This is a genomic window from Streptomyces sp. NPDC107471 (genome assembly GCF_055582845.1).
The window spans coordinates 617,556-631,184 of the sequence record NZ_JBVJPC010000002.1 but is presented as its reverse complement, the minus strand read 5'-3'; the positions used below and the strand labels follow the sequence as shown (position 1 = coordinate 631,184).

Annotated in this window: 10 protein-coding genes; 9 read left to right on the top strand and 1 reads right to left on the bottom strand. The window is 72.7% G+C overall.

All coding sequences use genetic code 11. The features are described from left to right. Nucleotides 1-285: 285 nt before the first annotated feature. Both ACZ66S_RS07770 and ACZ66S_RS07765 read left to right on the top strand, forming a co-directional pair. Nucleotides 286-1,275: a malate dehydrogenase gene (locus ACZ66S_RS07770; RefSeq protein ID WP_469900445.1), complete on the top strand. Its 990-nt coding sequence runs from the start codon at nucleotides 286-288 to the stop codon at nucleotides 1,273-1,275. A gap of 151 nt (nucleotides 1,276-1,426) precedes the next feature. Beyond that, nucleotides 1,427-2,296 carry a hypothetical protein gene (locus ACZ66S_RS07765; RefSeq protein ID WP_469900444.1) on the top strand — a complete coding sequence of 290 codons (870 nt, stop codon included), beginning with the start codon at nucleotides 1,427-1,429 and terminating at the stop codon, nucleotides 2,294-2,296. 476 nt (nucleotides 2,297-2,772) lie between these two features. Here the strand turns inward: ACZ66S_RS07765 and ACZ66S_RS07760 are convergent, their stop codons facing one another. Further along, a complete protein-coding gene (locus ACZ66S_RS07760) occupies nucleotides 2,773-3,669 on the bottom strand; it encodes a bifunctional helix-turn-helix transcriptional regulator/GNAT family N-acetyltransferase (protein ID WP_469900442.1) in 897 nt (298 codons plus the stop codon). A 140-nt stretch (nucleotides 3,670-3,809) separates the two neighbouring features. On the opposite strand from ACZ66S_RS07760, the gene ACZ66S_RS07755 reads away from it, so the two are divergent. From ACZ66S_RS07755 to ACZ66S_RS07725, 7 genes are all read left to right on the top strand, one after another. Beyond that, nucleotides 3,810-5,594, top strand: coding sequence for a hypothetical protein (locus tag ACZ66S_RS07755; protein ID WP_469900441.1), 1,785 nt, complete (start codon nucleotides 3,810-3,812; stop codon nucleotides 5,592-5,594). Then, nucleotides 5,581-5,937 (top strand): hypothetical protein, encoded by a 357-nt coding sequence (locus ACZ66S_RS07750; RefSeq protein WP_469900440.1) that lies wholly within the window; start codon nucleotides 5,581-5,583, stop codon nucleotides 5,935-5,937. The genes ACZ66S_RS07755 and ACZ66S_RS07750 overlap by 14 nt, the downstream gene beginning before the upstream one ends. A gap of 159 nt (nucleotides 5,938-6,096) precedes the next feature. After that, the gene (locus ACZ66S_RS07745; RefSeq protein ID WP_469900438.1) at nucleotides 6,097-7,260 is read left to right on the top strand and encodes a hypothetical protein; all 1,164 of its coding nucleotides are present in this window, start codon (nucleotides 6,097-6,099) and stop codon (nucleotides 7,258-7,260) included. A 198-nt stretch (nucleotides 7,261-7,458) separates the two neighbouring features. Continuing rightward, nucleotides 7,459-8,985, top strand: coding sequence for an aldehyde dehydrogenase family protein (locus ACZ66S_RS07740; protein ID WP_469900436.1), 1,527 nt, complete (start codon nucleotides 7,459-7,461; stop codon nucleotides 8,983-8,985). Between the two features lie 68 nt (nucleotides 8,986-9,053). Continuing rightward, nucleotides 9,054-10,583, top strand: coding sequence for a GMC family oxidoreductase (locus ACZ66S_RS07735; RefSeq protein ID WP_469900434.1), 1,530 nt, complete (start codon nucleotides 9,054-9,056; stop codon nucleotides 10,581-10,583). Further along, nucleotides 10,583-11,689, top strand: a complete 1,107-nt coding sequence (locus ACZ66S_RS07730) for a quaternary amine ABC transporter ATP-binding protein (protein ID WP_469900432.1) — start codon at nucleotides 10,583-10,585, stop codon at nucleotides 11,687-11,689. The genes ACZ66S_RS07735 and ACZ66S_RS07730 overlap by 1 nt, the downstream gene beginning before the upstream one ends. Then, on the top strand, nucleotides 11,689-13,629 hold the full coding sequence (locus ACZ66S_RS07725; protein WP_469900430.1) for an ABC transporter permease: 1,941 nt from the start codon (nucleotides 11,689-11,691) through the stop codon (nucleotides 13,627-13,629). Before ACZ66S_RS07730 ends, ACZ66S_RS07725 begins: the two co-directional genes overlap by 1 nt.

Below are 13,629 nucleotides of genomic sequence, written 5' to 3'. Positions count from 1 at the left end.
GCGCATGGACTGTTGAATCCAGGGCACGCGAAACGTACCCCCACGGGAGTCCGGAAACGGTACCCCCATACGGCGGCCGCCTCCGTCCCCCCTCTCCCGGACGGGCGGCCGCCTCTTCTGTCGGGGCGGCGGTGCGCGCGGTGTGTGGGCTGGGCCACAGGGGGCCGGACGTCCGGGATCCCGGATGCGCGATAGCCTGACCGCTGGAGATCTCTTGACGCCGAGAGATCGATCAAACGTCCGGGGCAGGGACGCCCCACTGCCGTCTGTCATACGGAGAACGCCATGACCCGCACTCCCGTGAACGTCACCGTCACCGGCGCGGCCGGCCAGATCGGTTACGCCCTGCTCTTCCGCATCGCCTCGGGCCAGCTCCTCGGCGCTGACGTGCCGGTCAAGCTTCGCCTCCTGGAGATCACCCCGGCGCTCAAGGCCGCCGAGGGCACCGCGATGGAGCTCGACGACTGCGCCTTCCCGCTGCTCCAGGGCATCGACATCACGGACGACCCGAACGTCGCCTTCGACGGCACCAATGTCGGCCTGCTCGTCGGCGCCCGCCCCCGCACCAAGGGCATGGAGCGCGGTGACCTGCTGGAGGCCAACGGCGGCATCTTCAAGCCGCAGGGCAAGGCCATCAACGACCACGCCGCGGACGACGTGAAGATCCTCGTGGTGGGCAACCCGGCCAACACCAACGCGCTGATCGCCCAGGCCGCCGCCCCGGACGTACCGGCCGAGCGCTTCACCGCGATGACCCGCCTCGACCACAACCGCGCGCTGACCCAGCTCGCGAAGAAGACGGGCACCACGGTCGCCGACATCAAGCGGCTGACCATCTGGGGCAACCACTCCGCCACCCAGTACCCGGACATCTTCCACGCCACGGTCGCCGGCAAGAACGCCGCCGAGACCGTCAACGACGAGAAGTGGCTGGCCGAGGACTTCATCCCGACCGTCGCCAAGCGCGGTGCCGCGATCATCGAGGCCCGGGGCGCGTCCTCCGCCGCCTCGGCCGCCAACGCCGCCATCGACCACGTGCACACCTGGGTCAACGGCACCGCGGACGGCGACTGGACCTCCATGGGTATCCCGTCGGACGGCTCCTACGGCGTCCCGCAGGGCCTGATCTCCTCCTTCCCGGTCACCACCAAGGACGGCGTCTACGAGATCGTCCAGGGCCTGGACATCAACGAGTTCTCCCGCGCCCGCATCGACGCCTCCGTCAAGGAGCTGGAGGAGGAGCGCGAGGCGGTCCGCGCGCTCGGCCTCATCTGAGTCCTCCCGGCGTCCGTCGGCGGGGTCTTCTCGACGACTCTGTCACGAGCCTGCACGGGCCCTGTTCCGGTTCCCACCGGAACAGGGCCCGTGGCCGTTTTCCGCCCTACGGTCGAAGTCTTGCCCGGTGGGGTGATTCGGGGGGTTCGCGATGAACGGCTGGAACGGCTACAGCTCCGGTTCCGGGGCGGGACACGGTCCGAGCGAGGAGAGAGGCCGGTCGGCCTGGGGCTCGGAGGAGCCGGGGACCGCCCCGCCCTGGGCCTCCGCGGAGACGCAGACCTCCTTCGCGCCGCCCTGGGCGACGTCCGGGACGCAGGCGTCGCCCGCCCCGCCCTGGACCCCGGTCACGCCGGCGCCCCCGGCTCCCGCGCCCGCGCCTCACCGCATCCGGCGGGTCCTCGCCGCCCTCGCGGTGGCCGTCCTGGTCGGGGTCGCGGTCGGTACCGGTGTCTGGTGGCTCCTGCGGGACACCGCCCTCGGGTCCGGCACCCGCACGGACGCCGGTCCGACCCCGGGTGTCACCGCGTCCCCCTCACCGACACCGTCCCCCTCCGCCTCCACCGCCGCGGGATACCGCCGGGTCCACGACCCCGTCGGCTACACCGTCGACGTCCCGCTGGGCTGGACCCGCACCGAGAAGCAGGGCGGGGAGGCTCCGGTCGTCCTCTACGCGGCCCCCGCCGACGGCCGCCGGCTCCAGGTCTTCCGGATCGCGGAGGACACCCCGGCCCAGTCCCTCGACCTGGCCGAGCACGACCCCGGCTACGGCTTCGCCCGCCAGCCCGGCTACCAGGTCCTCGACCGGGCCTCCGGCACCACCTGGGCCGAGCTCGTCTACCGCTACGAGGACAAGGACCTCGGCGCGCGCCGGGTCGTCGACCACCGCTTCCAGGCCGCCGACGGGACGCTGTACGCGATCCGCGCGACGGGCCCCGTCTCCCTCTCGCCCGCCGTGGTGCGCGAGCCGCTCACCAGGGCGCTGGCCTCCTTCTGCCCGGCGGACACGGAGTGCGTCTGAGCGGCCGGTGCCGGGCGGAGCACACCCGGTTCACCGGGTCCGCCGAGCGGCCCTCGGCGCCGGTGGGCAGCCGGGGGAGTCGGGGCCGGTGAGCAGCGGACCCGCCGGCCCACCGTGCTCCCGTCCCGCCCCGCTGCTCCGGTGCCGCCCAGGACGCACCCCTCGCCCGCACCGGACGGCTCGTGACCCCGCGCCGCGCACACGTACGAGGGGCCGGGCCGGGCCGGACCTCGGGGCCTGTGACCGTCTCGCCTCCGGTGCCCGCGCGGAGCATCAGCAGGCCGAAGACCGGGTTCAGCAGGGAGGGCACGGCGGCTCCTCTGGTCAACTGGGGCGCGGGCTGGGGCGGTTGGACCGTCGCCTGGGCAACGGAACGAACGCGATAGTACTCGTTCCCGGCCGAACGCGATAGTGCGTGATTCTCCGGATGTCGTGGGTGTCTGTAGGTCTCTGTAGGTCTCCGTAGGCCGGGGTGGTCAGCTCGCCGGGCCCGACAGCCGCTTCTCGAACCAGTGGTCGCCGTAGGCGTGCTCGCTGTAGGGCGGGATCTCCCTGTAGCCGCTCGCCCGGTACATCGTCTGCGCCTCGGTGAGCGACGCGTGGGTGTCGAGCCGCAGGACGGTGAGACCGCGGGCGGCGGCCTCCGTCTCCAGGGCGGCGAGGATCCGGCGGGCGAGGCCCAGGCGGCGGACGTCGGGGTGCACCCACACATGGCGGAGCTCGCCGACCCCCGGCTCCAGCCGGCGCAGCGCCCCGCAGCCCACGGGGCGGCCCTCCTCGTACGCCACGAAGAACGCGCCCGCCTCGCCCGAGACCTCCTCGGGGCGCACCAGGTCGGACGGGTCGAAGCCCTCCGGGAAGCGGGCGTCGATGTCGGCGGCGTAGGCGTCGAGGCAGGCGCGGGCGTCGGGGGCGGCGCCGTCGACCGGGGCGACGGTGATGGCGGCCAGGCGCAGCAGGCGCTGGGCGGTGTCCATCGCCTCGGCGAGCCGGTCCCGCTGGGCCGTGGTGAGCCCGTCGAGCAGGCCGGCGGCGACGGCGTCGGCCCGGCGGTTCTGCTCCTTGAGCTCGGTGCGTCCGGCGCGGGTCAGCTCGACCACGCGCAGCCGGCTGTCGTCCGGGTGGACGCTGACCCGGACCAGGCCCTGTGCCTGGAGGGTCTTCGCCATCCGGCTCAGGTATCCGGCGTCCAGTCCGAGGCGGGTCCTGAGCTCGCGCAGCGAGACCCCCTCGCCGATCTCGAACAGCAGCCGTGCCTCGCCGAGCGGGCGGTCCTGGCCGAGGTAGTGGTCGTCCAGGGCGCCGATGCGGCGGGTGAAGTAGCGGTTGAACCGGCGGAGATCCGCCACGTGCTGAGTCGACACCGGGTCCATAACCTTTGACTCTAGTCAAAGGAATGCGGTGGCGTCCACGGGTGCGGGATTCCGGTTTCCCCGACCCACCCGCACCTCTATGCTGATGGTTTGTCAACAACGGACCTGAGCAAGGACTTTGCACGCATCGGGGGAGTCGCGTGACTACTACATCTGTGCCTCGGCAACCGCAGGCGGCACCGCCGGGCCCGGTCACGCCGCCGCACGCCAGCGAGGCGACCCGGCTGCTGTGCGCGGGCACCTACCTGGATTCCGGTTACCGGGACCGGGTCATCGAGCAGCTCCATCTCAACGAACAGCGGATCGTGGCGCCCTCGCTCGGCCTCGACGCGGCCCGGGTCCTCGCGCACGCGCTGCGGGCCCGGCGCCAAGAGCTGCTGTGGGCCGGGCTGATCCTCGGCCTGTGGGTGATCGGGGTGCCGCTGACCGGCGGACTGATGGCCATGTTCCTCGGCCCCAGCCTGCTGCTCGCGGCGGCCTCGTGGGTCCGGGGCAAGGACGCGAACCCGCCGCTCTACCGGCGGCTGCCCGCCTTCGCGATGCGCTGGTGGGGGCGGCTGCTCTTCGCGACGTTCCTCGTCCTCGCGCTCGTCGTCGCGTTCGGCGGAGGCGACGACGACTCGTCGTCCTACGGCGGCTCGGGCTCCTTCGGCGACTCGTACGGCTACAGCGACGGGTACGGCTCCTACAGCGACCCCTCCGACGTGTCCGACCTGCTGTTCCCCGACGTCGACGGGGTCAGTGAGCTGGTCGGCGCGCTGCAGGCCTGGCTGCTGATCGTCGTCTTCGCGCTGATCGCGGTGTGCGTGGCCGCACAGCGCGGCCAGTTCGCCCGGGCCGTCGCCGCCGAACTGTCCCCGCAGCGCTTCCCGGACGCGGCCGGCGACCCCGCCGAGCGCGCCGAGGGGCAGCGGTTCCAGCGGCTCAAGGACCGCATCCGGATCGAGCAGCACGCGCCGCTGGTCATGTACCACGAGAAGCGGCCCTTCTGCGGTGCCGGGTTCGCCTACGAGACCTGGGTGCTCGCCGTCGAACTGCGGCCCGACGAGAGCAAGAAGGAACAGCTCCCGCTGAACAACCGGGCGGTCCTGGAGAAGATCCGCCCGCTGCTCGAACAACTGCGGCTGCCCTCCGAGTTCGCCGGGCACACGGTCCGCGACCGGCTGCGCTGGCTGGAGATCGACGAGTGCGTGTTCCTGCCCGCGGAGGGGCTGCGCCGGCGCGAGGAGGCGCCGTACCACCCGGAGGCCTTCGAGGACCACCGGGCGCGCGCGGTCGAGGAGGGCGCCGAGAAGCGGCGGCACTTCCTGCGGATCCGGGTCGGCGGCTGGGAGGAGGAGCTGGTCGTCACGGTCTTCGTGCGCGTCCACACCCAGGGCCGGATGCTCATGTTGGAGATCGCCCCGCATGTGCTGCTGCCGGTGCGCGAGGACTTCAAGGACGCCGACCGCGCGGCCCACACCTACCGGCACAACAACGTCCTCGGGAAGGCGGCCTGGGCGGTGGCCCGGGTGCCGGGCTCCGCGGCCCGCTCCCTCGCCACCCTCGGCCGGGGCGTGGGGTACGCGTGGAAGCTGCTGACCGGCGGTCACGCGGGCGCGCTGCCGGACGGCCCGGCGCTGTCGGTGCGGGAGCTCGGTTCGATGGACGAGGGCTCCCGCTTCCAGGAGATGGACGCCTACCGCTACCTCAGGAGCGTCCAGGACCGGGTCGCGCACGGCGTGCTGACCGCGCTGGCCGAATCCGGCTACCAGACCGGCGAGTTCGTCCAGAAGATCGTGAACATCAGCAGCGGCGGTGTGAACGTCGAGGGCGGCGTCCACGGCAGCACCTTCGCGGTCGGCAAGAACGCCACCGCGTCCTCCACCACCGGCGGCGCGGGAGCCGCGCCGCAGAAGGGAGCCAGTGGCAATGGCAACGGATGAGCCGGGCGTCAGCATCAGCGGCGGTGTCCACGGCAGCACCTTCGCGATCGGCAGCCACGCGCACGCCGAGAGCCACCACGGCACGGCCCCCCAGCGGGACGAGACGGCCGAGGCGCTCCTGACCGCCGTACGCGAACTGCGCGAGGACCTCACGCGGCTGCGGTCCACCGACCGGACGGCCGCCCTGGACACCGCGCTGGCCGAGACGGAGGAGGAGATCGTCACGACGGGGCAGGCGGGGCCGACCCGTCGGGAACGCCTGCGGGCCCTGCTGGACGACTCGCAGGCGCTGGTCGGCCTGGTCGCGTCGGCGGGAGCGGTGGCCGGGCTGCTGGGGTTGTGAGGACAGGCGTACCGTGCCCGTCGGTGCGGGCACGGTGAGCCGGACCGTACGGCAGGGGCGGGCACGGTGAGCCGGACCGTACGGCAGAGGCGGGCACGGTGAGCCGGACCGTACGGCAGAGGCGGGAACGGGGGACGCGGTGAGTGGGAAGGGGACGCCATGAGCGGGGGAGTGCGGTACTGGAACGAGGAGACGCAGCGGTGGGAGGACGGGGACGGGAGCCGGACGGCGACCGGTCCGGTCACTCCGCCGCCGCCGGCCCGACCGGGCGCGGTCCCGCCGGCCGGCGGCACCTCCGCGTCCGCCTCGGGGCCGGTCGCGCCCGTGTGGCCGCCGGCCGCCGGGACGGAGCCGGACTCCGACCCGGCCGCGCGGCCCCGTTCCGCGGAACCTCAGTCGCCCGCCGTCCCCGCGCCGCCGCCGCCCCCGCCCGCCCCTCCCGCGGGCTGGCCCGCCGCCGGTGACGGCAGCACCTGGCACGGGCCCGGCACCACGGGCGGAGGCTGGTCCTCGGTCGAGCAGCTCGGGGGCGGGACCGTCCCGTCGGCCGAGTGGTCGGGGGCCGCGTGGTCGACAGCGGGTGGGACGACGGTTCCCGAGCCCGCCGCCGGGACGAACCGGCGGCTCCTGTGGTCCGCGCTCGGCGGTGTCGTCGCCGTCGGCGTCGCCGTGACCCTGGTGCTGACACTGGTCGTCGGCGGTGACGAGGACGACAAGGCCGGCGGCCCGAGCCCGACGCCCACACCGACCGTCACGCAGCAGAGCGGCCCCGACGACTCGCCCACCCCCTCGCCGACCGAGGACACGCCCTCGCCGCTCGCCTCGACCCCCCAACTCCCCGCCGGGTACGAGCTGTACGAGGACGCCGAGGGCTTCCGCATCGCACGGCCCCTGGGCTGGTCGCGCACCACCAAGGCGTCCCAGTACGGCATGGACGTGGTCAACTACCGCAGCACGGACGGCAAGCGAAGAATCCAGGTGTACCAGGTGGCGGAGGAGTCCCCCGAGGCGTCCTTCGAGCTGTACCTCTCCGCCGACACCCCCAAGCCGGACGGCTTCGAGCAGTTGGGCCTCCAGCCCGTCGAGGAGGCCGGGTTCACCGGCGAACGCCTGGAGTACCGGGCCGACTCGCTCAGCGGCGAGCCGGACATCGGCCCCTGGCACGTCTACGACGAGCGGTTCGTCGCCCAGGACGGCCTCATCTACGCGGTCGCCGCGTACGGCCTGGAGAAGGACGGCGGCCAGGACGAACTGGAGCTCCTGACGACCGCGCTCTCCGGATTCTGCGCCTCCTACGCCTGCGACCCGGCGTCGATCGACTGAACCGGCGACTGAACCGGTGCCCGGCCGCACCCGTCGCATCGCCTTTCACCCTGTTTGTCCGCAATTTCAGTGAGCCAGCGCACTTTCCACCATCGATTGCGCATGCAATCGAGGCGCTGGGGCATGCGACGACGGTCCCCGTGAGTGACACCCGTGTGACACAGGGGAACCGAACAGGAACGGAAGGCAACACCGATCATGGCCGGACAGCACGCGCGGCAGGAGCCGCACACCATCCACGCGGGCGGCGAATGGCGCGCAGCCGTCTCCGGAGCCACCCGCGAGATCCTCGACCCCGCCGACGCGCGGCCGTTCGCCGTGGTCGCCGAAGGTGACGAGAAGGACACCGACCTCGCGGTCGACGCCGCCCGCCGGGCCTTCGACTCAGGACAGGGCCCCTGGCCGCTCACCCCCGTCGCCGAACGCGCCGCACTGCTGCGCCGCGTCGCCGATCTTCTCGTACGCGACCGCGAAGAACTCGGCCTCCTGGAGAGCCGGGACGCGGGCAAGACGGTGGAGGAGGGCCGGGTCGACATCGACTGTGTCGCCGACGCCTTCCGCTACTTCGCCGACCTCGTCGCCGGCGAGTCCCCGGGCCGGGTCGTCGACGCCGGCTCGACCGACGTCCACAGTGTCGTCGTGCACGAACCCGTCGGCGTGTGCGCCCTGATCACCCCCTGGAACTACCCGCTCCTCCAGGCCAGTTGGAAGATCGCCCCGGCGCTCGCGGCCGGCAACACCTTCGTGGTCAAGCCGAGCGAGATCACCCCGATGACGACCATCGCGCTCATCGAGCTGCTGGTCGAGGCCGGACTGCCGGAAGGCGTCGCCAACATCGTGACCGGGCCCGGCCACACCGTCGGCGCCCGGCTCGCCGAGCACCCCGACGTCGACCTGGTGTCCTTCACCGGCGGCCTCGTCAGCGGCACCAAGGTCGCCCAGGCGGCCGCCGTCTCGGTCAAGAAGGTCGCCCTCGAACTCGGCGGCAAGAACCCCAACGTGGTCTTCGCCGACGCCTGCGCCACCCCCGGGGGCTTCGACACCGCCGTCGACCAGGCCCTCAACGCCGCCTTCATCCACAGCGGCCAGGTCTGCTCCGCGGGCGGCCGCCTCATCGTCGAGGAGTCCGTCCGGGACCGCTTCGTCACCGAACTCGCCCGCCGGGCCGGGAAGATCCGCCTCGGCCGCGGCACCGAGGACGGTGTCGAGTGCGGGCCGCTGGTCTCCGAGCAGCAGCGCGCCAAGGTCGAGTCCTACGTCGCCTCCGCGCTCGCCGAGGGCGCGGTGCTGCGCTCCGGCGGCCAGCGCCCCGAACCCTCGCCCGAGCGTCCCGCCGACGGCTACTTCTACGAGCCCACCGTCCTCGACCGCTGCCACCGCGAGATGCGGGTCGTGCGGGAGGAGGTCTTCGGACCGGTCCTGACCGTCGAGACCTTCCGCACCGAGGCCGAGGCGATCGCCCTCGCCAACGACACCGAGTACGGCCTCGCCGGTGCCGTGTGGACCGCCGACGCCGGGCGCGCCCGCCGCGTGGCGGGACGGCTGCGCCACGGCACCGTCTGGATCAACGACTTCCACCCCTATCTCCCGCAGGCGGAGTGGGGCGGCTTCGGCAAGAGCGGAGTGGGCCGCGAGCTCGGCCCCGCCGGCCTCGCCGAGTACCGCGAGAGCAAGCACGTCTACCAGAACCTCGCGCCCAAGCCGGTCCGCTGGTTCGCGGGCTGAGCCCACTCCCGCCCCCCTCTCCGCTCTCTTCGCTCTCTTCGCTCTCAAGACTTCCCTGGAGTACCCCCATGTCCGAGTCCAAACAGGAGTACGACTACGTCGTCATAGGCGGCGGAACAGCAGGTTCCGTCATAGCCTCCCGGCTCACCGAGAACCCCGATGTCACCGTCGCCGTCATCGAGGGCGGCCCCAGCGACGTCGGCCGGGACGACGTCCTCACCCTGCGCCGCTGGATGGGCCTGCTCGGCGGCGAGCTCGACTACGACTACCCGACCACCGAACAGCCGCGCGGCAACTCCCACATCCGGCACAGCCGCGCCCGGGTCCTCGGCGGCTGCTCCTCCCACAACACCCTGATCGCATTCAAGCCGCTGCCGTCCGACTGGGACGAGTGGGAGGAGGCCGGCGCCAAGGGCTGGGGCGCGGTCCCGATGGAGGCGTACTACGCCCGGCTGAAGAACAACATCGTCCCGGTCGACGAGAAGGACCGGAACGCCATCGCCCGCGACTTCGTCGACGCGGCGCAGAAGGCCCTCGACGTCCCCCGCGTCGACGGCTTCAACAAGAAGCCCTTCGACGACGGCGTCGGCTTCTTCGACCTGGCCTACCACCCGGAGAACAACAAGCGTTCGTCGGCGTCGGTGGCGTATCTGCACCCGGTCATGGACGAGCGGCCCAACCTCACGATCCTGCTGGAGACCTGGGCGTACCGGCTGGAGCTGGACGGCACGCGGGCGGAGGGCGTGCACGTACGGTCCAAGGACGGCCGGGAGACGCTGATCCGGGCCCGCCGCGAGGTCGTCCTGTGCGCGGGCGCCGTCGACTCGCCCCGCCTGCTGCTCCACTCCGGCATCGGCCCCCGCGCGGACCTCGAAGCCCTCGGCATCCCGGTCGTCCACGACCTGCCGGGCGTCGGCGAGAACCTCCTCGACCACCCCGAGTCGGTCATCGTCTGGGAGACGAACGGCCCGATCCCGGAGAACTCCGCGATGGACTCCGACGCCGGGCTCTTCGTGCGCCGCGACCCCGAACACCCGGGCCCGGACCTGATGTTCCACTTCTACCAGGTCCCCTTCACCGACAACCCGGAGCGCCTCGGCTACGAACGCCCCGCCCACGGCGTCTCGATGACCCCGAACATCCCCAAGCCGAAGAGCCGCGGCCGCCTGTACCTGACCAGCGCGGACCCCGAGGTCAAGCCCGCCCTCGACTTCCGCTACTTCACCGACGAGGACGACTACGACGGCCGCACCCTCGTCGACGGCATCAGGATCGCCCGCGAGGTCGCCGCGACCGAACCGCTCGCGAGCTGGCTCAAGCGCGAGGTGTGCCCCGGACCCGACGTCACCGGTGACGAGGAGCTGAGCGAGTACGCCCGCAAGGTCGCGCACACCGTGTACCACCCGGCGGGCACCTGCCGGATGGGCGCCGTCGACGACGAACTGGCCGTGGTGGACCCCGAGTTGCGGATCCGCGGCCTGGACGGCATCCGTATCGCGGACGCCTCCGTGTTCCCGACCATGACCGCCGTGAACCCGATGATCGGGGTGCTCATGGTCGGTGAGAAAGCCGTGGACCTGCTGGGAGGTGGTGCGTGATGAGTACGACCGCGACCATGGAGAAGCCGCCGACGACGGACAACCCCGTGTTCTCCGTCGACGGGCTGTGGAAGGTCTTCGGCCCCAAGGCGGACCGCGTCCCCGAGGACGCCGAGCTGTGCGCCCTCGACCCCGCCGAACTGCGTGAGCGGACGGGCTGTACGGCCGCCGTACGCGACGTGAGCTTCGACGTCCGCAAGGGCGAGGTCTTCGTCGTCATGGGCCTGTCCGGCTCCGGCAAGTCCACGCTGGTGCGCTGTCTGACCCGGCTCATCGAGCCGACGGCCGGCACGATCTGCATCGACGGCGAGGACGTCCGCGCGATGGACAAGTCCCGGCTGCGGGAACTGCGCCGGCACCGCGCCGCGATGGTCTTCCAGCACTTCGGGCTGCTCCCGCACCGCACGGTCCTCGACAACGTGGCCTACGGCCTGGAGATCCAGGGCGTCGGCAAGGCCGAGCGCCGGGCGCGGGCCGCCGAGGTCGTCGCCAAGGTCGGCCTGGAGGGCATGGAGCAGCGCAAGCCGTCCCAGCTCTCCGGCGGCCAGCAGCAGCGCGTCGGCCTCGCCCGGGCGCTCGCGGTGGACCCGCAGGTCCTCCTGTTCGACGAGCCGTTCAGCGCCCTCGACCCGCTGATCCGGCGGGACATGCAGGAGGAGGTCGTCCGCCTGCACCGCGAGGAGGGCCGCACCATGGTCTTCATCACGCACGACCTGAGCGAGGCGCTGAAGCTCGGCGACCGGATCGCCCTGATGCGCGACGGCAAGGTCGTCCAGCTCGGCACCCCGGAGGAAATCGTCGGCTCCCCGGCCGACGGATACGTCCGTGAGTTCGTCCGGGACGTGCCCCGCGAACAGGTCATGACGGTCCGCCGGGCCATGAAGCCGGGTGACTGCGCGGGCCCCGCCCACCCGGGCGCCCTCGCCCCCGACGCCGTCGTCGCCGACGCCATCAAGGTCGTCGCAGGCAGCGGCCGGCCGGCCTGCGTCGTGGAGAACGGACGCTGCCTCGGCGTCGTCGACCACGAGCGCCTGCTCGGTGTGGTCGCCGGTACGGAGCTCCCCGGGGGAGCCTCCGGAACGGAGCTCCGCAAGGAGGCGGTCTGATGGCCACCGTCACCGCGTCCAACACGCCCCGCGCCCTGCCCACCGGACTGCTCAGGCACCGGGCGGTCCACAAGCTCCTGCTCATCGCCCTCGCCGCCGCGATCCTCGTGCCCCTGGCCAACGCGCGCTGGGCCAGCGGCAGTTGGCCGGGCGCCCTCACCGTCGACCTCACCAAGCCGCTCGGCAGCGCCAGCGACTGGATCATCGACAACCGCGACAGCCACCCGCTGTTCCTCTACGGCTTCGGCTACGTCAGCAACGTGGTCGTGATCTCCGTACGCGCCGTCTACCTCGTCCTGCTCGGCGCCGGCTGGGCCGGTGTCACCGCGTTCGGCGCCCTCGTGGCCTGGCGCGTCGCCGGTGTCCGGCTGGCCCTGGGCACGGCGGTGGCGCTCCTCGCCTGCGGTCTGCTCGGCATGTGGGTCCCCACCATGCAGACCCTCGCCCTGATGGTCGTCGCCGTCCTCGCCTCGGTCGTCGTCGGCGTCCTGCTGGGGCTCGCCGCCGGACTGTCCCGCCGCATGGACAAGGTCCTGCGCCCGGTCCTGGACACCATGCAGGTCATGCCCGCCTACGCCTACCTCCTGCCGGTGGTCCTGGTCTTCGGCATGGGCGTGCCCGCCGCCGTCCTCGCCACCGTCGTCTACGCCGCCCCGCCCATGGCCCGCCTCACCGCGCTCGGCCTCCAGGGTGCCGACAAGGAGGTGCTGGAAGCGGTCGAGTCGCTCGGCACCACCGCCCGCCAGCGGCTGCTGACCGCCCGGGTCCCGCTGGCCCGCAAGGAACTCCTCCTCGGCCTCAACCAGACCATCATGATGGCGCTGTCGATGGCCGTCATCGCGTCCGTGATCGGCGCCGCCGGCCTCGGTGACCGCGTCTACCAGGCGCTGGCCTCGGTCGACGTGGGCGCCGCCCTCGCGGCCGGCATCCCGATCGTGCTGCTGGCCGTCGTCCTCGACCGTGTCACCGGCGCGGCGGGCGACGGCAGCGAGGGACAGGGGCGCGCGGGATGGGCGTACGCCCTCGCCGGGACCGTCCTCGTGGCGGTCGCCGGACGGCTGCTGGGCCGCCTCGACTGGCCCGACGCCTGGACCCTGAACATCGCCGAGCCCGTCAACCGGGCCGTCGACTGGATGACGGCCCACCTGTACTCCGGTGTCCCCGTGATCGGCGGCACCGCCGACTGGGCCGCCCACTTCACCACCTGGGTCCTCGACCCGGTCCGCGACGGACTCCAGGGACTGCCCTGGTGGTCCGTGCTGCTCGTCGTCGCCACCCTGGCCTGGCTGATCGGCACCTGGCGCACCGCGCTCACCGCGGTCCTCGCCATGGCCTCGATCGGCGTGCTCGGCGTGTGGACCCCGGCGCTGGACACCCTGTCGCAGGTGCTCGCGGCCGTCGCCGTCACCCTCGTCCTGGGCTTCGCGACCGCCGTCGCGGCGGCCCGCAGCGACCGCGTCGAACGACTGCTGCGGCCCGTCCTGGACGTCTTCCAGACCATGCCGCAGTTCGTGTACCTGATCCCGGTCGTCGCGCTGTTCGGCGTGGGCCGCGCGCCCGCCGCCGCCGCGGCCGTCGTCTACGCGCTGCCCGCCGTCGTCCGCATCACCACCCAGGGCCTGCGCCAGGTCGACCCGGCCGCCATGGAGTCCTCCCGCTCGCTCGGCGCCACCAGGTGGCAGCAGTTGCGGCAGGTCCAACTCCCGCTCGCCCGCCCTGCGCTGCTGCTCGCCGTCAACCAGGGCGTGGTCCTCGTCCTCGCCGTCGTCGTCATCGGCGGTCTGGTCGGCGGAGGCGCGCTCGGCTACGACACCGTCTTCGGCCTGGCCCAGGGCGACCTCGCCACCGGCCTGGTCGCGGGCGCCGCCATCGTCTGCCTCGGCCTGATGCTCGACCGGGTGACCCAGCCGACGGAACGCCGGCCGGGGAAGGGAGCCTGA